22 protein-coding genes are annotated in these 23,369 nt (G+C 65.6%); 13 read left to right on the top strand and 9 right to left on the bottom strand.

The genetic code is table 11. The annotated features are described in order from the left end of the window. Positions 1-75 precede the first annotated feature (75 nt). Positions 76-2,289 (top strand): GumC family protein, encoded by a 2,214-nt coding sequence (locus tag ACN0T5_RS12340; RefSeq protein WP_417768901.1) that lies wholly within the window; start codon positions 76-78, stop codon positions 2,287-2,289. A gap of 100 nt (positions 2,290-2,389) precedes the next feature. Here the strand turns inward: ACN0T5_RS12340 and ACN0T5_RS12335 are convergent, their stop codons facing one another. Next, complete coding sequence (locus tag ACN0T5_RS12335; RefSeq protein WP_417768900.1) at positions 2,390-3,616, bottom strand: GNAT family N-acetyltransferase; 1,227 nt, start codon at positions 3,614-3,616, stop codon at positions 2,390-2,392. A 165-nt stretch (positions 3,617-3,781) separates the two neighbouring features. On the opposite strand from ACN0T5_RS12335, the gene ACN0T5_RS12330 reads away from it, so the two are divergent. Next, positions 3,782-4,861 carry a polysaccharide deacetylase family protein gene (locus ACN0T5_RS12330; RefSeq protein WP_417768899.1) on the top strand — a complete coding sequence of 360 codons (1,080 nt, stop codon included), beginning with the start codon at positions 3,782-3,784 and terminating at the stop codon, positions 4,859-4,861. Here ACN0T5_RS12330 and ACN0T5_RS12325 read toward each other — a convergent pair. After that, positions 4,836-5,066: a DUF2842 domain-containing protein gene (locus ACN0T5_RS12325; RefSeq protein WP_417768898.1), complete on the bottom strand. Its 231-nt coding sequence runs from the start codon at positions 5,064-5,066 to the stop codon at positions 4,836-4,838. The two genes, ACN0T5_RS12330 and ACN0T5_RS12325, sit on opposite strands and share 26 nt — an antisense overlap. A 160-nt stretch (positions 5,067-5,226) precedes the next feature. Here ACN0T5_RS12325 and ACN0T5_RS12320 point away from each other — a divergent pair, with 160 nt between their 5' ends. Then, complete coding sequence (locus tag ACN0T5_RS12320) at positions 5,227-6,327, top strand: COX15/CtaA family protein (protein WP_417768897.1); 1,101 nt, start codon at positions 5,227-5,229, stop codon at positions 6,325-6,327. Positions 6,328-6,409: 82 nt separating this feature from the next. On the opposite strand, the gene ACN0T5_RS12315 is transcribed toward ACN0T5_RS12320, so the two are convergent. The 4 genes from ACN0T5_RS12315 to ACN0T5_RS12300 all read right to left on the bottom strand — a co-directional run bounded on the left by ACN0T5_RS12315 (position 6,410) and on the right by ACN0T5_RS12300 (position 9,485). Next, complete coding sequence (locus ACN0T5_RS12315) at positions 6,410-7,693, bottom strand: O-acetylhomoserine aminocarboxypropyltransferase (protein ID WP_417768896.1); 1,284 nt, start codon at positions 7,691-7,693, stop codon at positions 6,410-6,412. Positions 7,694-7,816: 123 nt separating this feature from the next. Next, positions 7,817-8,104, bottom strand: a complete 288-nt coding sequence (locus ACN0T5_RS12310) for a HigA family addiction module antitoxin (protein ID WP_417768895.1) — start codon at positions 8,102-8,104, stop codon at positions 7,817-7,819. 11 nt (positions 8,105-8,115) lie between these two features. Continuing rightward, positions 8,116-8,670 (bottom strand): CoA-binding protein, encoded by a 555-nt coding sequence (locus ACN0T5_RS12305; RefSeq protein ID WP_417768894.1) that lies wholly within the window; start codon positions 8,668-8,670, stop codon positions 8,116-8,118. Further along, positions 8,655-9,485, bottom strand: a complete 831-nt coding sequence (locus tag ACN0T5_RS12300) for an enoyl-CoA hydratase (RefSeq protein ID WP_417768893.1) — start codon at positions 9,483-9,485, stop codon at positions 8,655-8,657. Before ACN0T5_RS12300 ends, ACN0T5_RS12305 begins: the two co-directional genes overlap by 16 nt. A gap of 159 nt (positions 9,486-9,644) precedes the next feature. Here ACN0T5_RS12300 and ACN0T5_RS12295 point away from each other — a divergent pair, with 159 nt between their 5' ends. The 3 genes from ACN0T5_RS12295 to rpsI all read left to right on the top strand — a co-directional run bounded on the left by ACN0T5_RS12295 (position 9,645) and on the right by rpsI (position 11,241). Beyond that, positions 9,645-10,058, top strand: coding sequence for a PaaI family thioesterase (locus tag ACN0T5_RS12295; protein WP_417768892.1), 414 nt, complete (start codon positions 9,645-9,647; stop codon positions 10,056-10,058). Between the two features lie 236 nt (positions 10,059-10,294). After that, positions 10,295-10,762, top strand: a complete 468-nt coding sequence (rplM, locus tag ACN0T5_RS12290) for a 50S ribosomal protein L13 (RefSeq protein ID WP_306027565.1) — start codon at positions 10,295-10,297, stop codon at positions 10,760-10,762. 2 nt (positions 10,763-10,764) lie between these two features. Next, positions 10,765-11,241, top strand: coding sequence for a 30S ribosomal protein S9 (gene rpsI, locus ACN0T5_RS12285; RefSeq protein ID WP_306027564.1), 477 nt, complete (start codon positions 10,765-10,767; stop codon positions 11,239-11,241). Between the two features lie 67 nt (positions 11,242-11,308). Here rpsI and ACN0T5_RS12280 read toward each other — a convergent pair whose 3' ends face one another. Then, on the bottom strand, positions 11,309-11,731 hold the full coding sequence (locus ACN0T5_RS12280; RefSeq protein ID WP_417768891.1) for an Lrp/AsnC family transcriptional regulator: 423 nt from the start codon (positions 11,729-11,731) through the stop codon (positions 11,309-11,311). 187 nt (positions 11,732-11,918) lie between these two features. Here ACN0T5_RS12280 and rocF point away from each other — a divergent pair, with 187 nt between their 5' ends. Next, positions 11,919-12,872, top strand: a complete 954-nt coding sequence (rocF, locus tag ACN0T5_RS12275) for an arginase (RefSeq protein ID WP_417768890.1) — start codon at positions 11,919-11,921, stop codon at positions 12,870-12,872. Positions 12,873-12,899: 27 nt separating this feature from the next. After that, positions 12,900-14,111 (top strand): ornithine--oxo-acid transaminase, encoded by a 1,212-nt coding sequence (rocD, locus tag ACN0T5_RS12270; RefSeq protein ID WP_417768889.1) that lies wholly within the window; start codon positions 12,900-12,902, stop codon positions 14,109-14,111. A gap of 35 nt (positions 14,112-14,146) precedes the next feature. Here the strand turns inward: rocD and ACN0T5_RS12265 are convergent, their stop codons facing one another. Both ACN0T5_RS12265 and ACN0T5_RS12260 read right to left on the bottom strand, forming a co-directional pair. Then, entirely contained in the window at positions 14,147-14,761 is a 615-nt protein-coding gene (locus ACN0T5_RS12265; protein WP_417768888.1) for a DUF6653 family protein, read from the bottom strand. 303 nt (positions 14,762-15,064) lie between these two features. Next, entirely contained in the window at positions 15,065-16,870 is a 1,806-nt protein-coding gene (locus tag ACN0T5_RS12260; RefSeq protein WP_417768887.1) for a PHA/PHB synthase family protein, read from the bottom strand. Positions 16,871-17,128: 258 nt separating this feature from the next. Between ACN0T5_RS12260 and ACN0T5_RS12255 the strand changes: the two genes are divergently transcribed. From ACN0T5_RS12255 to recJ, 5 genes are all read left to right on the top strand, one after another. Beyond that, entirely contained in the window at positions 17,129-17,626 is a 498-nt protein-coding gene (locus ACN0T5_RS12255; protein WP_417768886.1) for a hypothetical protein, read from the top strand. Positions 17,627-17,862: 236 nt separating this feature from the next. Beyond that, a complete protein-coding gene (locus tag ACN0T5_RS12250) occupies positions 17,863-19,080 on the top strand; it encodes an LL-diaminopimelate aminotransferase (protein ID WP_417768885.1) in 1,218 nt (405 codons plus the stop codon). 51 nt (positions 19,081-19,131) lie between these two features. Then, positions 19,132-20,454 carry a homoserine dehydrogenase gene (locus tag ACN0T5_RS12245; protein ID WP_417768884.1) on the top strand — a complete coding sequence of 441 codons (1,323 nt, stop codon included), beginning with the start codon at positions 19,132-19,134 and terminating at the stop codon, positions 20,452-20,454. Between the two features lie 46 nt (positions 20,455-20,500). Further along, entirely contained in the window at positions 20,501-21,496 is a 996-nt protein-coding gene (glpX, locus tag ACN0T5_RS12240) for a class II fructose-bisphosphatase (RefSeq protein WP_417768883.1), read from the top strand. A gap of 25 nt (positions 21,497-21,521) precedes the next feature. Further along, a complete protein-coding gene (gene recJ, locus ACN0T5_RS12235) occupies positions 21,522-23,351 on the top strand; it encodes a single-stranded-DNA-specific exonuclease RecJ (protein WP_417768882.1) in 1,830 nt (609 codons plus the stop codon). The last annotated feature ends 18 nt before the right edge of the window (positions 23,352-23,369 follow it).

Genomic DNA, 23,369 nt, shown 5'->3' with positions numbered 1-23,369 from the left:
GACTGGCGTCCGGTTAACCCTACGCTTACCATAAGTCGCCATCATTCTCGCCAAGCACCTTTCGGAGTAGCGAGCATGAACCAGTCGCAGGCATACGGCGCCGGGCACCACGGCGACGACGAACGGGTCGAGATCGACCTGTCGGCGATCCTCGGCGCGTTGCGCAAGTCGCTGCGCTGGCTCGTTCCCTTGTGTTTCGTGGTGGCCATCGGTGCCTTTGTCCTGCTCCAGCTGGTGCCGTCCAGATACAGGGCCGAATCCAAGGTGCTGATCGAGACATCCGACAGCGTCTATCCGGGCGATGCGCGCGGCGTCGAGGAGGAGAGGGCGCTGCTCGACAACGAGGGCGTTGCCAGCCAGGTCGAGCTGCTGCTCTCCCGCGATCTCCTGCGGCGTGTCGCCAAGCGTCTCGACCTTGCCTCCCTGCCCGAGTTCGATGCGGGCTCTTCCAGCCTGCTGCGCGACATGTTCGTCGCCCTCGGCCTGATGCGCGATCCCGGCAGCAATTCCCGCGAGGAGCGGGTGCTCAAGGTTTTCTATGAGAATCTCGATGTCTACCGTGTCGACGGATCGCGCGTGATTTCGGTACGTTTCGTGTCGAAGGATCCGGAGGTCGCCGCCCGGGTCGCCAATGCGCTGGTCGAGGAATATATCGACCTGCAATCGTCGGTGAAGCGCGAGACCACCGACCTTGCCGCGACCGCGCTGGAGCCCCAGATCGAGCGGCTTCAGGCGGAAGTGAAGGCGGCGCAACAGCGGGTCGAGGCGTTCCGCTCCGAAAAGGACCTCCTGCTCGGCGCCGACAACCAGACGCTCGACCGCCAGCAACTCGGCGAGATCGGCACGCAACTGTCCGATGCCCGCGCCGCCCAGTCCCAGGCCGAGGCCCGCGCCAAGCTGATCCGCAGCCAGCTTGACGGTGGCGGTTCGCTCGACAGTGCCCAGGACGTGCTGAACTCGCAGCTGATCCAGCGCCTGCGCGAACGTCAGGTCGAGCTGCAGGCCCGCATCGCCGAACTGTCGACGACCCTGCTGCCCAATCATCCGCAGATCAGGGCGCTTCGGTCCCAGCTTGACGATTTCGACCGGCAGGTCCGCCAGGAGGCGGCCAAGATCGCGGCCGGACTGGAAAGCGAGGCGCGCATCCAGAAGGAGCGCGTGGCCTCCCTGACGCAGACGCTCAACGAGTTGAAGGCGACAACGGCCCAGTCGAACGAGGACCAGATCCGCCTGCGCGAACTGGAGCGCGAGGCGGCTGTGAAAACCTCTCAACTCGACCAGTTGATGACCCGCTACCGGGAAGCCGACACGCGGCGCAACGCCCCCCTGCTCGGGGCGGATGCGCGCGTGATTTCGAAGGCGACCGTGCCGCTGGAGCCGTTCTCGCCGAAAGTGCCGCAGATCGCCGGTATCGCCACCTTCGTCGTCTTTCTGCTTTCCGTAATGACGGTGATCCTGGGACAGTTCCTGTCCGGCAGGGCCTTCACCACCCGGCGCGAGGAAGCCGGTCCGTCGGACATGAGCGAGCCGGCACCGGAGGCCGCGCCTGAACGGCCCCGCCGTCCGGATCCTTCGGCGCCGACAATGGCGTCGGGCACCGCATACCCGGCCTCCTTTTCCTATGACTGGAAACCGCCGGTCGTCGCAGCCGCTCCGGCCGCTGCCGGCGCTGCAAGCGCCCCCGGAAGGGCAACTGCGGCACCGGCTTCCGCGCCGGCTTCTGCTGCGGCGGCGGACAATGCCGACCGTCCGCGCCGGGTCGCTGTGCTCAGCGTCGACAGCGACGAGGTCTCGCAAGGGGTCACGTTCCGCCTCGTGCGCGAGGCGGCGGAAGACGGCATGATGCCGCTCTTCCTCGAGGTGCGCCCGGATCTGGCCGATGCGGAGGCCGTCCCCGGTTTCGCCGAGCTTCTCGAGGGCACGGCGTCGTTTGCCGGCGTGATCTACCGGGACGCCGCATCGCGCGCCCATGTCATCGAATCGGGGCGCCGCGCCATCGACGACGAACTCGCCCGGAACGAGCGTTTCGAGATGCTCATGGACGCCATCGACCATACCTACGATCAGGTGTTCTTCGATCTCGGCCTGATCGACGATTCCCTGATCAGCGCCCAGATCCTCGCCATGGCCGATCAGGTGGTGGTCGCCACGGGAGGGTCGCCCGCCGGACCGGAGCTGGAAGAAGCGCTGCGCATGCTTGAGGACCAGACCGGCGCACCGGTGGCTATCGAGAGTTCGGGCGAGGGGTCGCCGCAGGCGGCGCGCGGCCGTTCCGACATGGCCGCCTGAAGCCGCGAGGCCGGAAGCAACTGCCGGAATGACAGGACCCGGGCCGTCGAGCCCGGGTTTTGCGTTGGAAAGGTCGGGGTTGTGGAAAGGGCGCGGCGCGTCAGGCGCGCAGCTTGCGCATGGCGCGCACGATCGACCAAAGCGCCGGCGTGTTGCGGATCCGCCGCTTGATCTGGCGCAGGTAGCGGATCGCCTCTTGCGCCAGCCGCCCCTTTGTCGTCACCGGGATCTTCACGTCCATGAGGACTTCCTTGTCGGCCCAGGCGGTTTTGTAGCGTTCCGCGCCCAGACCGAAATCAAAGCTCTCCGCGCCATTGTGGCACGCATCGGCAATGACGTGATTGAGCAGGATGTCGCCAGGGCTGCAGGCTGCGACATCCTCGTCGATGCTGTTCGTGTAGGCGTGGTAGCGCCCGAACTGCATGCCGCACAGATAGGTCGCGCGGATGCGCCCTCCCGCCTCCAGGGCGTGGATCGTGACCCGGTCGCCGCCCTCGCGCAGCGAGGCGAGAAGCTGGTCGCGGAGAAAGGCGCGCACGTCCGCCGGCTCAAACACGTTCGGAATGCCCTGGCTCGCCTGGCGGGCGCTGCGCTGCGCGATCAGCGTGTCGAGGAAATGCAGGGCGGTTTCCGCATCTCCCGCCTTGCGGCAGGAAAGCGCACTCAGTTCGGCAAGCTTCTTTTCCTTCGTTCGCAGCTTCTTGCGGGCGCTCGAACTGCGACGGTTCTTGTAGAGCGTCTCGAAATCCGGCTGCAGCGGCAGCGCATGCACAGCGTTGAGACTTTCGATCGCATGGCGGTCGACAAGCGGGTGGATGCGTCCGTCGATCTCGGCCGGCACGTATTTCAGGTCGAACAGGTCGATGCCGTGCTCAAGGCCGATCTTCAGCAACGCCTTGTGCAGGCTCTGGCCATGAATGCCGGCGAGGATGTCCTTGCGCCACAGACCGCTGTTCTGGTTGCCGTGGAAGTCGCCGAGAAACCGTCCGACACGCAGCATCCCGCGCGCGGCCGGCATGATCGCCAGCGGCAGCAGAAAGGCCGGCTGCCCGTCGATATCGCCGACCACGATCAACGCCTCGATATTCCGCGCCCGTGCAACATGGGAAAACCACGAGGAAAGCCATTCGTGGCTGGTGAACATTGTGCCGAAGGAATTGTCCTGCAGGATCAGCCACTCGTTCCGGGCCTCGGCCGGGTCGCGCAGGGTGCGGATGACGAATTCGCCGTTTTCCAGCATCGCGTCGAGCCTCATTGCCTCAAGGTCCATGTCGTCCCAATCGTGCGACTGGAACAGGTCTGTCGACCTGGCTAGTGCGTTCGCCATCCGCCTCGCCCTCGCTGCCTGTTGAAACACGTGTGACCTGTTGACCCGTTGCACGCATCACTAGCAACGAGTTCTAAAGAAAACGTCGATATCATCCGGATCGTTGAAAAAAAGCACGCCTTTTCAGTGGGCGTTCATTTGATTTTGACTGCGGGCGGGTGAAGAATGGATCTGCGGCGCCACTTGCTGGCCGGAAGCTGCAAGCTGCTTCACTGGAGCGGCATCGGCCGTCTGATGTCGCCGTTGACCGGTGGACAGGGGGTGGTTTTCACCCTTCACAGCGTGCGCCCGGCCGGAGGCGCGCGCGCGTTCGGGCCGAACCGCCATCTGCAGGTCACGCCCGAGTTTCTCGATCGCACCATCCGCCAGATTCGCGCAGCCGGCATGGAGCTCGTGCCGCTGGAAACGGCCGTTGCCCGCATGTCGGAACCTGCCGGAGACCGTCCGCGCTTCGCCGCACTGACGTTTGACGACGGCTATCGCGACAATCTGGAGCACGCCTGGCCGGTTCTCAAGCGTCACGGCGCGCCCTTCACCATCTTCGTCACCTCCGGCTTTGTCGACCGGACGGCGGAGATCTGGTGGGAAGCGCTGGAGCGCATCGTCGCCGGCGCGCAGGAGATTGAGGTTCCGGTGGGCGCGCGCATGCGCAAGCTTCCCACCGTCACCGAGCGGCAGAAGGAGCACGTCTTCTGCCATCTTCTGCACTGGTTCACGCGCGATCTCGGCGAGGATTCGCAGCGTCTCGAACTGCGCCGGCTTGCGGCGACCCACAACCTGGACATCGAGGGGCTGGCCGACGAGCTGATCCTGTCCTGGGACGAACTGCGCGAGCTGTGCCGCGATCCGCTCTTCTCGGTCGGTGCGCATACCCACAACCATTATGCGCTCGCCCGCCTGACCCGCGAGCGCATGCGTCAGGACGTCGTCGCGGGGCTTGATCGCATCGAGGCGGAACTCGGCCTGCGCCCGCGCATCTTCGCCTATCCCTACGGCTATGAGGCGGCGGTCAATTCCCAGTCGATGGATGTGGTGCGCGAGCTCGGTTTCGATGCGGCCGTGACCACGCGTCCCGGCGTCATTTCCCCGGGCAAGGAGCCGATGGCCCTGCCGCGCGTTTCACTCAACGGCTATTTCCAGAGCGCCGCGATCGTCTCGCAATACCTGACCGGCGCTCCGTTCCCGGTCTACAATGCGGCCAGGCGCATTCGCGACACGGTCATTCCGCACCCGGCTTGCGGCTGAGCCGGAACCCGTGCTCCATCCACCAGATGATGGCGCCGGCCGGTAGCGTCCAGGCGATGCCGGCAATCGCGAAATAGAGAATCTGCACGCCGCGCGAGCTGTTCTGCAGCGTCATGTCGCCGAGCACCATGGCGAGGAAGGCGTAGGTGAGGACGAAGCCGACGAGCAGCAGCATTCCGATGAATTTCCTGACGCCGTTCTTCATTCGATCCTGGCTCCGGCCTTCAATCTGTCATTGCGTGTGAGTGCTTGTGTCACACGAGGGGCATCCGTCAAGACCTTGTCATTGCGGGCAGGGGTCTATAACCCGTGGCAGGTCGCCGGCCCGGAGGGTCTGCGAGACCGTCCATGAGCGATGTGATCCCATGTCCGAAACCAGTGCCGCTTCCCTGTCCGATCCCCTGGAGCCGTCCTCGCGCGGTGCACGCGACCGGCGCGCGATCCGCCTCTGGCTCTACGGGATCTGCCTGCTGATCTTTGCCATGATCGTCGTTGGCGGTGCCACCCGCCTCACCGACAGCGGCCTTTCCATCACCGAATGGAAGCCGATCCACGGTGTCATTCCCCCGCTCTCCGTCGCCGAGTGGGAAGAGGAGCTGGAGAAGTATCGCCAGATCCCGGAATACCAGCTCGTCAACAAGGGCATGTCGCTGGAGGAGTTCAAGTTCATCTTCTGGTGGGAATGGGGACACCGCCTGCTTGGCCGCGTCATCGGGCTCGCCTTCTTCGTGCCGCTCGTCTGGTTCTGGTGGCGCGGCCGCGTCGAGCGCCAGCTGCTGCCCTGGCTCGTCGGCGGGTTCGTCCTGGGCGGCATGCAGGGCGTTGTCGGCTGGTGGATGGTGGTCTCGGGTCTTGCCGAACGTGTCGATGTCAGCCAGTACCGGCTGGCGGCCCATCTGACGCTCGCCTGCCTGATCTTCATCTATCTCTACGGCCTTGCCCGGTTCCTGGCACTTGCGCCTGTTGCGCGGAGTGTCGCGCCGGCCGGGCGGAAGCGGCCGTTCCTGGGCACGGCGACACTGCTGCTCGTCCTGCTGGTTGCCCAGATCTTTCTCGGCGGGCTCGTTGCAGGGCTGAAGGCCGGACTTTCCTTCAACACGTGGCCGTTGATGGACGGGGCCTTCGTTCCCTCCGGCCTGTGGACCATGGCGCCGGCCTGGATCAACCATTTCGAGAACGTGCTGACCGTCCAGTTCCAGCACAGGATGACCGCCTACCTGATCGTTGTCCTCGGCGCGTGGGCGATGTGGGCTGTCTACCGGTCCAGCGCAGCCCGCCATCTGCGCGGTGCCGCCCATGGCGTCGTCGTGGCCCTGGTCGTCCAGATGCTCATCGGCATTGCCACGCTGCTCGGCCATGTGCCGTTCTGGCTGGCGCTCGCCCATCAGGGCTTCATCGCCATCGTCATGATCGCGGTGGTCGAGTTCTGGGCCCGGGCCCGCTTCGCCGAGCCTGCCTCCGCCTGACGGGGGCCCTCAGGCGCCGTCGAGAACCATAAAAAAAGCCGGGCGCTTGGCCCGGCTTTTTGCGTCTCCATGAAGGCGCGACTCAGATCGCGGCGAGCGCCTGGTCGAGATCGGCGATGATGTCTTCCGCATCTTCCAGGCCGATCGACAGGCGCACCACGTCGGGGCCCGCGCCCGCTGCCGTCTTCTGCTCGTCGGTGAGCTGGCGGTGGGTGGTCGAGGCCGGATGGATGATCAGCGAGCGCGTGTCGCCGATATTGGCGAGATGCGACAGGATCTGGCAGTTGGAGACAAGCGCGACGCCCGCCTCGTAGCCGCCCGTGACGCCGAAGGTGAACACCGCGCCGGCGCCCTTGGGCATGTATTTTTTCTGCTTGGCATGGTTCGGATCGCCCGGCAGGCCCGCGTAGGAGACCCAGGCCACCTTGTCATGGGCAGCGAGATGCTCGGCCACCTTCTGCGCGTTGTCGCAATGGCGCTGCATGCGCAGCGGCAGGGTCTCGATGCCGGTCAGCAGCATGAAGGAGTTCATCGGCGAGATCGACGGGCCGAGGTCGCGCAGGCCCAGCACGCGGCAGGCGATGGCGAAGGCGAAATTGCCGAAGGTCTCGTGCAGCACCATGCCGGAATATTCCGGGCGCGGCTTCGACAGCATCGGATAGTTCTCGCTCGACGACCAGTCATAGCTGCCGCCATCGACCAGAACGCCGCCCATCGAGTTGCCGTGGCCGCCCATGAACTTGGTCAGCGAATGCAGAACGATGTCCGCGCCATGCTCGATCGGCCGGCACAGATAGGGGGTCGCCATCGTGTTGTCGACGACGAGCGGCACGTTGTGCGCCTTGGCGATCTTCGAGATCGCCTCGATGTCGGTCACCACGCCGCCGGGATTGGCGAGGCTCTCGATGAAGATTGCCCGTGTCCGGCCGTCGATCAGCGCTTCGAAGCTCTGCGGGTCGGTGGCGTCCGCCCATTTCACTTCCCAGCCGAAGCTCTTGAAGGAATGATTGAGCTGGTTGATCGAGCCGCCATAGAGCTTGTTGCCGGCGACGATGTTGTCGCCCGGCGTCATCATCGTGTGGAAGGTGAGAAGCTGGGCCGAGTGGCCGGAGGCAACCGCAAGCGCTGCCGTGCCGCCCTCGAGCGCTGCGACACGCTCCTCGAGCACCGCCGTCGTCGGGTTGGTGATGCGCGTGTAGATGTTGCCGAAGGCCTGCAGCCCGAACAGCGAGGCCGCATGGTCGACATCGTCGAAGACGAAGGACGTGGTCTGGTAGATCGGCGTCACCCGCGCGCCGGTCGAGGGATCGGGCTGGGCGCCGGCATGGATCGCCAGCGTCGAGAATCCGGGAATGCGGTCGCTCATGTAAATCCTCCTCGGGCATCAATTTGGCGGCATACTGGCTGATGCCCGTTGGGAGGTCAAAGGAAAGCGGTTTCGTTTCAGGCGCCTGAGGGAAACGCCTTTTGCGCGGGAGCGCCGGCGGGCTCACGCCACCCGCAAGGGGCGAATCCGCGCGATCTCTTCCGCCAGCGTCTCGCGCGCGGACTGCAACTCGAATCGTGTCTGAAGGTTCAGCCAGAATTCGGGGCTTGTGCCGAAGAAGCGGGCGAGCCGCATGGCCGTATCCGTGGTGACCGCCGTTTCCTCGCGCACGATCCGCTCCACGCGGGTGCGCGGCACGCCGATCGCCTTGGCCAGTGCATAGGGGGTCATTCCGAATTCCGCGAGGAACTCTTGCGCGAGGATCTCGCCTGGATGGACGGCTGTGGCCATGTGGGTCCCCTTTACTCCTTCCTGAGCCCCCGGTGCTGGAAGCCGCCCTTCAGGGCAGGGCGTTTCGCCGACAAGGTGCGCGAGTTGACGCCGGTCCAGCCGATTTCGCCGGAGAGCCGGCCGTACTCGATCTTGGGGCAGCGGTTCATCACCACCTTGGCGCCGGCCTCTTCCGCAAGGGCCGCCGCCTCGTCGTTGCTGACCGAAAGCTGCATCCAGATCACCTTCGGCACCGGCGAGAGCGCCAGCGCCTCCCGCGTCACGTCAAGGGCGGCGTCCGAATTGCGGAAGATGTCGACCATGTCGATGGCGGCCGGCACATCCGCGAGACTGCCATAGACCCGTTGCCCGAGGATTTCCTTGCCGGCATGGCCCGGATTGATCGGATAGACCTCGTAACCCTTCGACAGCATGTATTTCAGCACGAAATAGGAGGGCCGCACGTTGTTCGGACTGGCACCGACCATGGCGATGGTCTTCACCTCGTCGAGGATCGCCCGGATATGGGTGTCGGAGTAGCTGTCATGTGTGGTCGGGGTCACGGCCTGGCTCACTCCCCGGTCCATTCGGGCGCGCGTTTTTCGATGAAGGCGCCGATGCCTTCCTCCGCGTCGCGCGCCAGCATGTTGTCCACCATCACCTGCGCGCAATGGGCGTAGGCATCGGAAAGCGACATTTCCGCCTGCGCATAAAAGGCCTCCTTGCCTGTCTTCAGGGTCAGCGGCGACTTCGAGGCGATGGTCTCGGCGTATTTCGCCGTCACCTGCGCCAGATAGTCGGCCGGCACCACCCGGTTGACGAGGCCGAATTCGCGCGCGGTCGAGGCGTCGATGATCTCGCCGGTGAGCAGCATCTCCATTGCCTGCTTGCGCGAGACGTTGCGGGTCAGCGCCACCATCGGCGTCGAGCAGAAGAGCCCGATATTGACGCCCGGCGTGCAGAAGCGGGCCTGATCGCTGGCAATCGCCAGGTCGCAGGAGGCAACCAGTTGCAGGCCCGCCGCCGTGGCCATGCCGTCGACCTCGGCGATCACGGGTTTCGGATGCCTGACGATGGTCTGCATCAGCGCAGCGCAGCGGTTCATCACCTCGGTGAAATAGGCGCGTCCGCGATCCGCATGCGCCCGCGCCGCCGTCATCTCCTTGAGGTCGTGGCCGGCGCAGAACACCTTGCCCGCCGCCCGCAGCAGGATGACGCGCACGGCCTTGTCTCCGGCCGCCTCATCGAGCGCGTCCTGCAGCCCTGCCATCATCTCCTCGGAAAGCGAATTGCGCTTCTCCGGCCGGTTGAGCGTCAGCCGCAACACGCCGCCGGCCAGCTCCCGCGCGACCGGTCCGCTCTCGCCTGTCGTCTCCGCGTTCGCGGCGCCCACACTGGTCATGACGGTCTCTCCCTGTCGTTTCGCCTCTTATAGCCGAGCCGTCCGGTCCGACAAAGCCGGCCGTTGTTCCCATTGCGCCTTGTCGCTTTTCCCGGGTTACGTTAACGAAAGCGTCAAAGCAGAAAACGCCAGAGAGGAAACCGATCCGTGCAGCCCGTCATGACCGTTTCAGAACTCAACGCCTTTCTCGACCGCGAGTTTCCGCAGATCCATGCCGACGGCCGCATCTACGAGATCGAGGCGGTGGCGCCGGGCGAGGCGGTGCTGTCGGTGAAGCCCTCGGAAAGGCACCTGCGCCCCGGCGGCACGATTTCCGGTCCCACCATGATGGCGCTTGCGGATCTTGCCGCCTATGCGGTGATCCTCGCCCATATCGGCCCGGTGGCACTCGCCGTCACCACCAATCTCAACATGAATTTCCTTAGGAAGCCCGGACCGGGCGATCTTGTCGGCACCTGCCGCCTGCTGAAACTCGGCAAGCGTCTGGCCATCACCGAATGCGGGATCGCGGGCAGGGACGGGGGCGATCTTGTCGCCCATGCGACGGCCACCTATTCGATCCCGCCGAGATGAGCCGGAAAATCATCTGAAATTATGTGGTATTATGATACCGTTTTTGTAACTGATTGGAATTGCTTATAATTTCTTTGGGTTGTCGATTTTTATGTCGTTGACAGGCTTCGCGACTGGGCGTAAACACCCTTCCGACAGCACGCGGCCCCGGTTTCGGGGTCGTTTTGCATGGAATTCGGACCGGCTCCACCATTGTTCGGGTGGATTTCGGTTTGCGACAACAACGGATCGAACCCATGAAGACCTATTCTGCCAAGACGGCCGAGGTCGAGAAGAAGTGGATCTTGATCGACGCCGAAGGCGTTGTCGTCGGCCGTCTGGCCGCCTTCATCGCCAACACGCTGCGTGGCAAGACCAAGCCCACCTTCACGCCTCACATCGACTGCGGTGACAATGTCATCGTCATCAACGCCGACAAGGCGGTGCTGACCGGCAAGAAGTACTACGACAAGAAGTACTACTGGCACACCGGCTACCCGGGCGGCATCAAGGAGCGCACCGCGCGTGCGATCCTCGAGGGCAAGTTCCCCGAGCGCGTCCTCGAGCAGGCCGTGAAGCGCATGATGCCGGGTGGCCCGTTGAGCCGCCAGCAGCTCAGGAATCTCCGAGTTTACACCGGTGCAACGCATCCGCATGAGGCCCAGTCGCCGGTTCCGGTCGACTTCAAGGCCTTCAACGCGAAGAACGACGGAAAGAGGGCTTAACGATGGCTGAGATCCAGTCCCTCGAGGACCTCGGCGGCGCGATGGGCACCGCCCAGGCCGAAGCGCCGGTTCATGTTCAGAAGCTCGATTCGCTTGGCCGCGCCTATGCGACCGGCAAGCGCAAGGACGCCATCGCACGCGTCTGGATCAAGCCGGGCACCGGCAAGATCATCATCAACAAGAAGGACTACCTCGCGTATTTCGCGCGGCCGGTCCTCCAGATGATCCTGCGCCAGCCGATCATGCTGACCAACCGCGACGGCCAGTATGACGTGGTCGCCACCGTTTCCGGCGGCGGTCTGTCCGGCCAGGCGGGCGCCCTGCGCCACGGCATCTCCAAGGCTCTGACCTATTACGAGCCGGAACTGCGCGGCGTGCTCAAGAAGGAAGGCTTCCTGACCCGCGACAGCCGCGTCGTGGAGCGCAAGAAGTACGGCCGCCGGAAGGCTCGCCGGAGCTTCCAGTTCTCCAAGCGCTGATCTTTCGGGATCGCACTTGCGAAGTTCGACGGCCCGCCTCTGGCGGGCCGTTTTGCGTTTGGGGGCCTCACCCCTTGCGCGATGACAGCAGGATGCTGGTTTCCGAACCGGCGATGCCGTCGAGAAGGCGCACGGTGGAGAGCAGCCGGTCGAAAGCCTCCAGCGTGTCGGTTTCAAGCTCCGCCACCACATCCCAACGCCCGTTGGTGGAGTGCAGGGCGCGCACTTCCGGAAAGCCCTGCAGCCGGCGCACCACGGTCTCCGCCCGGTGGCCGTCGACCTCGATCATCATGATCGCCCGCACCCGGCCGCCCGCCTCGTGGCTGCGCAGCCGCACGGTAAAGCCCTGGATGACACCGCTCTCGCTCAGGCGGTCGATCCGCGCCTTCACTGTCGCCCGAGAGACGCCGAGATCGGCTGCCAGCGAGGCGACCGGCAGGCGTGCGTCGTGGCGCAAGAGGGCAATGAGTCGGCGGTCGAGGTCGTCCATCTTTTCACTTTGTTCTGCGAGGCTTGTCAGATTGCGAAATCATACTGCCAATCTGGCGAAATATCACCTGTTCGTCATCTCTTCATGGGGACATCATCCGATCTGCGCTAGGCTGACGATGCGGTGGCGGCCGGATATGCACCGGCCCGCCGCCCGTCATGTGTGACAGCAAGGCAAGGGGAAGCGAATGTCGACCGACAGGACACAGCCGATCGGACTTCTGGGCGTGCCGCTCGAGGCGGGCACCGGCCGGCGCGGCGCTGCCATGGGACCGGCCGCGCTGCGCGTTGCCGGCCTCGCCGAAAGGCTCGAGGCGCTGGGGTGGTCCGTGACCGATTTCGGCGATGTCACGCAGCAACCGCTGGATTCGGTCGCGCCGCTGACATTTCCCGGCAAGGCGCATGTGCCGGAAGTCGTCGCCTCCTGGGTGCGTCCGCTCGCCCGCGATGCGCGGCGCCTGTGCGACGAGGGCTACCTGCCGGTGTTCATGGGCGGCGACCATTCGCTCTCCATGGGCTCGCTTGCCGGCGTTGCCAGCCACTGGCAGGAGAGGGGGCGCCCCCTCCATGTCCTGTGGCTCGATGCCCATGCCGATTTCAACACGCCCTCGATCTCGCCCTCGGGCAACCTGCACGGCATGTCGCTGGCGCTGACCGCCGGCGAGGAGGAGCTTTTCCCCGTGATGGCGGATGCGCCGCGGGCCACCGTCGATCCGTCGCGCATGTGCGTCTTCGGGGCCCGTTCGATCGACCCGAAGGAGCGCGACCTGTTGCGCCGGCGCGGCGTCACCGTCTGCGACATGCGCCAGATCGACGAGAATGGCGTCTCCATTCTGATGCGTGATTTTCTCAAGAAGATCAAAATGGAGAACGGCGTTCTTCATGTTTCGCTTGATGTTGATTTTCTCGATCCCGGCATCGCACCCGGCGTCGGAACCACCGTGCCGGGCGGAGCCACCTATCGCGAGGCCCATCTGGTGATGGAGCTTCTGGAGGATGCCGGCGTGACCGTTTCCCTCGACATTGTCGAGCTCAACCCCTTCCTGGACGAACGTGGCCGCAGCGCCATCGCGCTGGCCGAGCTGGTCGCCAGCCTCTTCGGCCAGGATGTCATGGACCGACCGACCCAGGCCTTCGCCTGAGGTCGTGAAACGAATGGAGCTGCCCGCGTGACCCGCCTGCCCGAAGACTATATCGCCGCCGAACACGAGCTTGGCGCGCACAATTACAAGCCGATCGACGTGGTGCTGGCGCGCGGCGAGGGCGTCTGGTTGTGGGATGTCGACGGCAACCGCTACATGGATTGCCTGGCGGCCTATTCCGCCGTCAACCAGGGCCATTGCCACCCGAAGATCCTCAAGGCCATGACCGAGCAGGCGGCGAAGCTGACGCTGACTTCGCGGGCCTTCCGCAACGACCAGTTGGCGCTGCTCTACGAGGACCTCGCCGAACTGACCGGCGCCCACAAGATCCTGCCGATGAACTCGGGCGCGGAAGCGGTCGAGAGCGCCGTCAAGGCGGTGCGCAAATGGGGCTACGAGGTCAAGGGCGTGCCGGCCGGAAAGGCCGAGATCATCGTCTGCGCCAACAATTTTCACGGGCGCACGCTCGGCATTGTCGGCTTTTCCACCGACCCCACCGCGCGCACCGGCTTCGGCCCCTTCGCGCCGGGCTTCCGCGTCGTGCCCTTTGGCGATGCCGAGGCGCTGGAACAGGCAATCACGGAAAACACCGTCGCCTTTCTGGTCGAGCCGATCCAGGGCGAGGCCGGCATCCTCATTCCGCCGGCCGGTTACTTCGCCCGCGCCCGCGAACTGTGCACCGCCCACAACGTCACGCTCATTCTCGACGAGATCCAGACGGGCCTCGGGCGCACCGGAAAGCTCCTGGCCGAGGAGCACGAGGGCATCGAGGCGGACGTGACGCTGGTCGGCAAGGCGCTGTCGGGCGGCTTCTATCCGGTCTCCGCCGTGCTCTCCAATTCCGAGGTGCTGGGCGTGTTGAACCCCGGCGAGCACGGCTCCACCTTCGGCGGCAATCCGCTCGCCTGCGCGGTGGCGCGTGCGGCTCTCAAGGCGCTCGTCGAGGAAGGCATGATCGAGAATGCCGAAAGACAAGGGCAGCGCTTCGTCGAGGGGCTGCGTTCGATCCGCTCCAACGCGGTCAGCGACGTGCGTGGCCGGGGCCTGATGCTGGCGGTCGAGTTGCACGAGGAGGCGGGCGCCGCGCGCGACTATTGCGAGGCGCTGAGGCATGAGGGCATCCTTGCCAAGGACACCCATGACCACACGATCCGGATCGCGCCGCCGCTGGTCATCACCGCCGATGAGGTCGACTGGGCGCTCGAGCGCTTCGAAAAGGTGCTGACCCGCGCCCGGTGACGGGGCGCGGCGTTCTGTACAGGATCCCGAGGCGCCTAGGACGCGGTCTTGCGGCGGGTTGCGGTCTGGGCCGTGTTGTCGTTGTCGGGAACGGTCGTCCAGGAGCGGTAGACCGGGTGGGCGTCGCGCATCTGGTCGTAAAGGGCGACCATGCCGTGCAGGAAGGCGATCTTGCCGGCATAGGTCAGCACCGTGCCGATAAGCACGGCCGTCAGATGGGTCGAGATCGCACCCCACATGCCGAGCATGAACCCGGCGGCGGTCAGCAGCGAAAGCATCATCGCCCGGCGGTTCTCGTCGGCGGGGATCGGAACGATGCCCCGGTTGAGCCAGACCCGCTCGCCGAAGGTCGCCCGCGCGTGCCAGGTGTCGAGCCGTCGCGGCGGCGGGAAGATCCTCGGATTGACCCACAGCCACAGGCAGACGGTTGCGATCAGCAGCCCGGCGAGCGGCCAGCCGAACCAGTCATGCGACCAGATCGTCAGGAACAGGAAAGGCAGCGTCGCGAAGCGTGTCCACACGCTCCAGCCGCTCGCATGGCGATGCCAGACGTCCTGGTCCATTCCGAGCATGCGCAACCGGCCGGCATTCATCGGCCGGTAGGCGGCGTAAGGCTTGCTCGGTTCCTTGATCCTCGCCAATTGCTGCATCGTCTGTCGCTTCCCCGCCCCTTCGAATTCGCAAATGCCCCGTGCACCGGCATCCGAAAGGGTCCCTCGCGGGTGTTCCGTATGAGAGGGGGGCACCAAAGCCGTCCGGTCACGCTGTCGAAAACAGCCTGTCAAACCCCTGTTCGTGTCCGGCCCGTTTCGGCGGACATACAGGTTCGGTCGCTGTGAACGACTTTTGCCTCGATTGCGCCCTTCCTCCGGCAGGAAGCTTATCGCAACTCCTTCGGGAGCGCCACATCCGCGCGAGCCGTTCGCGCCGGAGGTGGAAAACCTTCCCTTCCGTCAGGAGGCGGCCTTCACATAGCTGCCCGGTGCGTCCTCCAGAACCTTCATGCGGTAGGCGCCTGGCTTGCGCGCCTTCACGGTCTCGCCGTCCACGTCGCGGATCCAGGCGTCCCAGTGCGGCCACCAGGAGCCGGGGTGTTCCTTCGCTTTCGCCAGCCAGTCCTCGTAGTCGCCCTTGGGGCGCGGGCCCGTCCAGTATTGATACTTGTTGCGGGAGGGCGGGTTGACCACCCCGGCGATGTGGCCTGATCCGGACAGCACGTAGTCGACCGGCCCGCCAAAGAACTGCGAACCCAGAAACACCGATTGCGGGGGGGCGATGTGATCCTCGCGCGTGGCAAGGTTGTAGATGGGGATCTTGACCTTGCCGAGGTCGAGCCGCTCGCCGCCGACCTCCATCTCGCCCTTGGTCAACCGGTTCTCCAGGTAGCAGTTGCGCAGGTAGAACGAGTGGTTGGCCGCGGGCATGCGGGTGCTGTCGGAGTTCCAGTAGAGCAGGTCGAAGGGGAAGGGTTCCCGGCCCTTCAGATAGTTGTTGACCACATAGGGCCAGATCAGGTCGTTGGAGCGCAGCAGGTTGAAGGCGGAGGCCATCTTCGAACCGTCGAGATAGCCCTTCTCGCCCATGCGCCTTTCCACCGACTGGATCTGCTCCTCGTCGACGAACACCTTGAGGTCGCCGGCATGGGTGAAATCGACCTGCGTCGTGAAGAAGGTGGCACTGGCGATCCGCGTGTCGCCGGTCGCCGCCATGTAGGCGAGCGTCACGCTGAGAAGCGTGCCGCCGACGCAATAGCCGATCGCGTTGACCTCTTCGGTCCGCGTCGCCTTCCTGATCACGTCGAGCGTCTCCAGCACGCCTTCGCGCATGTAGTGCTCGAAACCCTTGGTCGCCTGCCGCTCGTTCGGATTGACCCAGGAGATGACGAAGACGGTGTGACCCTGGTCGACGGCCCACTTGATGAAGGATTTCTCCGGATTGAGATCCAGGATGTAGAACTTGTTGATCCACGGCGGCACGATCAGGAGCGGCCGCTTCAGTACGGTTTCCGTTGTCGGCGTGTACTGGATCACCTGACGCACGTCGTTCTGCGCGATCACCTTGCCCGGTGTCAGGGCGAGATTGGTGCCGACCTGGAACTTGGTCGGGTCCGACTGGCGGATCTTCAATTCGCCCTTGCCCGCCTCGATGTCCTCGGCCAGCAGCTTCATGCCGCGCACCAGGTTCTCGCCGTTGGTTTCGAGCGTTTCCCTCAGCAATTCCGGGTTTGTCAGCACGAAATTCGAAGGCGACAGCGCATTGGCGATCTGCTTGACGTAGAAATCCGCCTTGTGCCGCGTGTGTTCGTCGAGGTCGCCCGCCTCGACAACGAGCTGTTCGGCCCATTGAGAGGTGATGAGGTAGAGCTGCTTGACGAAGTCGAAGAACTGGTTCTCGTTCCACTCCGGATCGCCGAAGCGCTTGTCGCGCGGGTCGGGAGCGGCGGTTGGCGTGCTCTGCTCGCCCATCATCCGCTTCAGCGAGGAGTTCCACAGATCGACATAGCGCGTCCACAGCCGCGTCTGCGCTTCCATCGCGCGCTGGGGATCGGACATCCAGTATTCGCCGACCTGGGCGAGCGTCTTGAAGATGACCGTCATTTCCTCGGCGAGTTCGGGCTTGATCTCGCCTTTCTCGCGCGGTTCCACATAGGCGGCCATCGCCTTGCCGGCGTTTTCGACGATCCGCGCCAGGTTCTGTGCAAAGGCCTCGGGATTCTTGACGATGTACTGAAGCAGGGGGCCGTGTTTCTCGTCAGTCATCCTTGATTTGTCCTCCGCTGGGCCGCGTTGAAGCGCTGTGCCGGCCGGCTCCGGTGACGGTCTTTTGACCTTGGGCCAGTTGCCGCCATAATAGCCCTTTATGACGCGTGACTGACAAGTTGGACATTGCACTTACAATGTCGTAGGTGGCGTCTGGCTTGCAACTGGCGTCTGGCTTGAAGCTGGCCTCTGGTCTGCAAGTGGCCTCTGGCTTGCTAGCTACGAAGCTTGGCAAATTCGGGACGGGTTCGAAACTCCATGCGCAACAGGTGTCTGGCAATCCTGCTTTTGACGTCCGTCATGGTTGCCGGTTGCGCCTACGCGCCCTCCGGCACGCTGGTCGAGGCCCTGGAGCCGGAAAACGCCCAGCGCTCAACGTTCGCGGAACCGGCTGCACAGCCCCGGCTCTCCGGCCAGACCGCGCCCGGCGCGCCGGTGGATCTGGCGGGCAGCGTATCGGGGGCAGGCCTGCAGTCCTTGCCGCCGCCCACGGCCTACGGCCCGACGGGCGCCGCGGTTGCGGCCGTTCCCGGCAAGGCCGGCCCGCTCGGCGCGGGTCAGGCAAGCGGCGGACCGGACACGCTTCTCTCCCGCGACCAGGCCGATGCCACCCGCGACTGGCTCAAGGAAATTGCCCGCACGCGCAGCACGGGCCCCCGTCCGCACGGTTCCACGACGGCCAGCCAGCTGCGCGAGTTGCGGGAGAATCACGGATCGCGTGCCATCTCGGAGATCGAGGCGGACGCGGCGGACTGAGTTGCGGCTGCCGGATCGGGAGCGGCCGGTATTTTGGCGGCCCGGGATTTTTGCTGACCCGGTATTTTGGCGGCTATGACCATTTTTGCCGGTGCATGCCGGCCTCGCGGCTGGTATGAAGCCGCCGTTCACGTCCGGTTGGGCAAGGATCGCCGCTGCGACGTGGGCTGAAGTCCGCAGGCGCGCATCGACCCCGGCGCGGGCGGACACCACGCTTTGCGGGTGAGGATTGAGCCATGGAAGAGTTCTACCAGACGCGGCGGTTGCCGCCCTACGTGTTCGAACAGGTCAACCGGCTCAAGGCAAAGGCACGCGCGGGCGGCGCCGACATCATCGATCTGGGCATGGGCAATCCCGACCTGCCCACCCCCAAGCACATTGTCGACAAGCTGACCGAGACGGTCCAGAACCCGAAGACCCATCGTTATTCGGCCTCCAAGGGCATTCCGGGCCTGCGCCGCGCCCAGGCGGCCTATTACGAGCGCCGCTTCGGAGTGAAGCTCAATCCCGATACGCAGGTCGTCGCCACGCTCGGCTCGAAGGAAGGCTTCGCCAACATGGCGCAGGCGATTTCCGCGCCTGGCGACGTCGTGCTGGTTCCCAATCCGAGCTATCCGATCCACGCCTTCGGTTTCCTGATGGCGGGCGCCGTTTTGCGGGCCATTCCCGCCGAGCCGGGCCCGGAAGTGTTCCATGCGCTGGAGCGCGCGCTGATCCATTCGGTGCCCAAGCCGATCGCGCTGATCCTGTGCTATCCGGCCAACCCGACCGCCTTTGTGGCGGATATCGAGTTCTACCGGGACGTCATCGCCTTCGCCAAGAAGCACGACATCTTCGTCCTCTCCGACCTTGCCTATTCGGAGATCTATTTCGGCTCCACGCCGCCGCCCTCCGTCCTGCAGGTGCCCGGCGCGATGGATGTCGCGGTGGAGTTCACCTCGCTCTCCAAGACCTTCTCCATGCCCGGTTGGCGAATGGGTTTTGCCGTCGGCAACGAGCGGCTGATCTCGGCCCTTGCCCGGGTGAAGTCCTATCTCGACTACGGCGCTTTCACACCGATCCAGGTGGCGGCGGCGGCGGCCCTGAACGGTCCGGAGGACTGCATCGTCGCGGCGCGCGAGACCTATCGCAAGCGCCGCGACGCGCTGGTCGATTCCTTCGGTCGCGCCGGCTGGCAGATCCCGTCGCCCGAGGCCTCGATGTTTGCCTGGGCGCCGATCCCCGAGAAATACCGTCACCTTGGTTCGCTCGAGTTTTCCAAGCTGCTCATCGAACATGCCGACGTTGCCGTCGCGCCGGGGCTCGGTTTCGGCGAGTATGGCGACACCCATGTGCGCATCGCCCTGGTGGAAAACGAGCAGCGCATCCGTCAGGCGGCACGCGGACTGCGCCGCTTCCTTGAAACGGCGGACGAAAAGTTGCACAACGTCATCCCCATCGGAGCCTCGGGTTGAGGGCGTGCCGCTTCGCGCGGCCCGGCCTTCCGCAAACGGATCGCGATTTTCATGAAAGTTGACTTGCGCGTCGGCGTCGCCGGCCTCGGTACGGTTGGTGCGTCCCTCGTTCGCCTGCTACGGCAGAAATCAGACAGCTTTGCCGCTCGCTGCGGCCGTGCCGTGGTGGTAACGGGCGTTGCTGCCCGCGACCGCTCGCGCGATCGCGGCATCGACCTGTCGCAACTCGCCTGGCACGACACCGCCACGGGGCTCGCCATCTCGCCGGATATCGATGTTTTCGTCGAGCTGATCGGCGGCGACAGCGGCGCGGCCGAGGACAGTGTCCGGGCGGCGCTGGCCGCCGGCAAGCATGTGGTCACCGCCAACAAGGCGCTGCTGGCCCGCCATGGCGTCGAGCTTGCCCGCCTCGCCGAGAAAAACGGCGTCAGCCTGTCCTTCGAGGCGGCCGCCGCCGGTGGCATCCCGGTGGTCAAGACCATGCGCGAGGCGCTGGCCGGCAACGACATCACCCGCATCTACGGCATCCTCAACGGCACCTGCAATTATATCCTGACCCGGATGGAGCAGGACGGCCTCGACTTTTCCGATTGTCTCGCCGACGCCCAGCGGCTCGGTTACGCGGAGGCCGATCCGACCTTCGATATCGAAGGCTTCGACACCGCCCACAAGCTTGCGATTCTCACCTCGCTCGCCTTCGGCTGCGAGATCGACGTCGACGCGATCTACCTGGAAGGCATCTCTTCCATCACCCGCGCCGATATCGAGGCGGCGAGCGAGCTCGGCTACCGGATCAAGCTTCTCGGCGTCGCGCAGCGCACCGAAACCGGCATCGAGCAGCGCGTCCATCCGACCATGGTGCCGCGTGCCTCCGCCATTGCCCGTATCGACGGCGTGCTCAATGCGGTCGCCATCGACGGCGACGCGGTCGGCGAGGTCGTGCTGGTCGGCCCCGGGGCCGGCGGCAACGCGACGGCCTCTGCCGTTCTCGGCGACATTGCCGACATCGCCCGCGGCATTCATGTGCCCACGCTCGGCCGTCCGGTCGGCGAACTGTCGCCCTACAAGGCCGCGCGCATGCGTTTGCACGAGGGCGGTTACTATATCCGGCTTGCCGTCTACGACCGTCCCGGCGCCTTTGCCGAGATCGCCCGGATCATGGCGGGCGAGGGGATTTCCCTTGAGTCCATCGTCCAGCGCGACCGCACCCGCAAGTCGGGTGAGGCGGGCGCACATACCGATGCGCCTCAGCCTGTCATCCTGATCACGTATGAAACCACCGAGGCTGCGGTCAAGCGCGCGCTGACGACGATCTCGGAGCAGAACGTCGTAGCCGGCACGCCGCAGATGATCCGGATTGAGAAACTCGGCTGAGCCCCAGGATCAGACCCCTGGGCCAAGCCCCATATTCGAGGAACCGATGTCCAAGACTGAAACCGTCCCCAGTGAAGCTCTCGACCGTATTCTCACCCTGGAACTGGCCCGCGTGACCGAACGCGCCGCCGTCGCCGCCGCTCGCCTGCGTGGCCGGGGCGACGAGATGGCCGCCGACCAGGCAGCCGTCGATGCGATGCGCCGCGAGCTCAACTGCCTGCCGATCGACGGCACGGTGACAATCGGCGAGGGCGAGCGCGACGAGGCCCCGATGCTCTATATCGGCGAGACCGTCGGCACCGGCGACGGCCCCGCGGTGGACATTGCCCTCGACCCGCTCGAAGGCACGACGATCTGCGCCAAGAACCTGCCGAATTCGCTCGCCGTCATCGCCATGGCGCCGAAGGGCGGACTGCTCAACGCGCCCGACAGCTATATGGACAAGATCGCCGTCGGCCCCGGCTATCCCGCCGGCATCGTCGATCTCGATGCCCCGGTCATCGAGAACATCGAGGCGCTGGCCAAGGCCAAGGGCGTTCCGGTCGGTGAAATCACCGCCTGCGTCCTCGATCGCCCGCGCCATGCCCGCCTGATCGAGGACCTGCGCGCCACCGGCGTCTCGGTTCGCCTGATCGGCGATGGCGACGTGGCCGGTGTCATTCACACCACCGACGCCGAAGAGACCGGCATCGATATCTACATGGGTATCGGCGGCGCGCCGGAAGGTGTGCTCGCAGCCGCCGCGCTGCGCTGCATCGGCGGTCAGATGCAGGGCCGTCTGGTGATCACCCGCGACGAGCAGGTCGAGCGCGCCCACCGCATGGGTATCGACGACATCAAGCGCAAGTACACGATGGAAGAGATGGCCAAGGGCGACGTGCTCTTCGCCGCCACCGGCGTCACCGATGGCAACTTCCTGCAGGGCGTCCGCTTCGGCCGCACCGACATCACCACCCACACGGTGGTGATGCGCGCGGCGACCGGCACGGTGCGCTACATCAAGGCGCGTCACACGCAGCTCGAGAAGTTCCACCTCGACTGAGACGCGAGGCGCTGAAGGCGACCGCATGACCCGATCCGATCCGAGTGCCCCGTCCGCTGACGCGCGTCGCCGCGTTCTCGGCGTGGCCCGCTCGGTTGGCGAAAAGGGCTGGCGCGAACGCCTGACCTCGCAACAGGGAGCGACGGCGCTGGCCATCGCCCAGCGCCTTGGCGTGCCCGAGATCGTCGCCCGGGTGCTTGCCGCCCGCGACGTGTCGCTGGATGCCGCCGCCGGTTTCCTTGATCCCACGATCAAGGACCTGATGCCGGACCCCTCGACCCTTCGCGACATGGACGCGGCCGCCGTCCGCGTCGCCGACGCCGTCATGGCCGGTGACCGGATCGCCATCTTCGGCGACTACGACGTCGACGGCGCCACGTCCTCGGCGCTGCTGTCGCGTTATCTCGCCGGGCTCGGGGCGCCGAACCGCATCCACATCCCGGACCGCATCGTCGAGGGCTACGGCCCGAACGGCCCGGCGATCCGCATGCTGCGGGAGGAGGGCGCCGGCCTCCTCGTCTGCGTCGACTGCGGCAGCACCTCCTTCGAGGCTTTCGAGGATGCCCGTGCCGTCGGGCTGGACGTGGTCGTGCTCGACCACCACCAGGTCGGCGAGGAGCTTCCCCGCACCGCGGCGCTCGTCAATCCCAACCGCCAGGACGACCTGTCCGGCCTCGGCCATCTGGCCGCCGTCGGCGTCACCTTCGTCTTTGTCGTGGCGCTCAACCGCGAACTGCGTCGGCGCGGTTTCTTCAACGCGCGCCGGGCGCCGGACCTCCTGTCCCTGCTGGATCTTGCCGCTGTCGGCACCGTGTGCGACGTGGTGCCGCTGAAAGGGCTCAATCGCGCCTTCGTGCGCAAGGGTCTGCTTGCATTGCACGGGCGCACCAATGCGGGGCTGGCGGCTCTTGGCGATGTCGCGCGTGTTCATGGTCGCCCGACACCCTATCACCTGGGCTTCATGATCGGCCCGCGCATCAATGCCGGCGGGCGTATCGGCGATGCCGCCCTCGGAGCGCGTCTGCTCACCACCGATGACATGGACGAGGCGCGCGGTATCGCGGAACGGCTCGACGCGCTCAACGGCGAGCGCCAGGCAATCGAGGCGGAGATGCTGCTGGAGGGCGACGCGCAGGCGCTCGTCGCCGTCGAGGCAAGCGACCCCGCCGTGCTGCTGACCGGTTCGGATGGCTGGCATCCCGGGGTTGTCGGCCTCGTTGCCTCGCGCCTGAAGGACCGCTACCGCCGGCCGGCTTTCGCCATTGCCTGGGACGTGGACGGCAAGGGCACCGGATCGGGACGCTCGATACCCGGCGTCGATCTCGGCGCCGCCGTGCGCAAGGCCGTCGAGGAAAAGCTGCTGGAAAAGGGCGGCGGCCACGCCATGGCAGCCGGTCTCACCGTGCGCCGCGAACGGCTCGCCGATCTCGCGGCCTTTCTCGACGAGAGGCTGAAGGCCGACGTCGAGACGGCCCGCGCGGCGACGGAACTCAAGATCGACGGCGCGCTGACGGCAAGTGCCGCGAGCGTCGAGCTCATCCATGCGTTGGAACAGGCCGGCCCCTTCGGCGCCGGTCATCCCGAGCCGGTCTTCGCTTTCCCGAGCCACCGCATTTCCTACGCCGATGTGGTCGGCAAGGGCCATGTCCGCCTGACGCTTGGCGATGGCGGCGGCGGTTCGCTCAAGGCGATCGCCTTCAAGGCCGCCGACACGCCGCTCGGCCAGGCGATCCTCGAGGCGCGCGGCGCGCCGCTGCATGTCGCCGGCTCGCTTTCCATCGACAGCTGGCAGGGGCGCGAGCGCGTTCAGCTTCGGGTCATCGACGTTGCCGATCCGCGCAAGGTCCGTCATTGACACTGCGCGGTGCGGGTC

Origin of the sequence: Stappia sp. (assembly GCF_048261845.1) — a bacterium.
In the GTDB taxonomy this organism is placed as follows: Bacteria; Pseudomonadota; Alphaproteobacteria; order Rhizobiales; family Stappiaceae; genus Stappia.
This window is presented reverse-complemented; position numbering and strand designations above follow the sequence as displayed.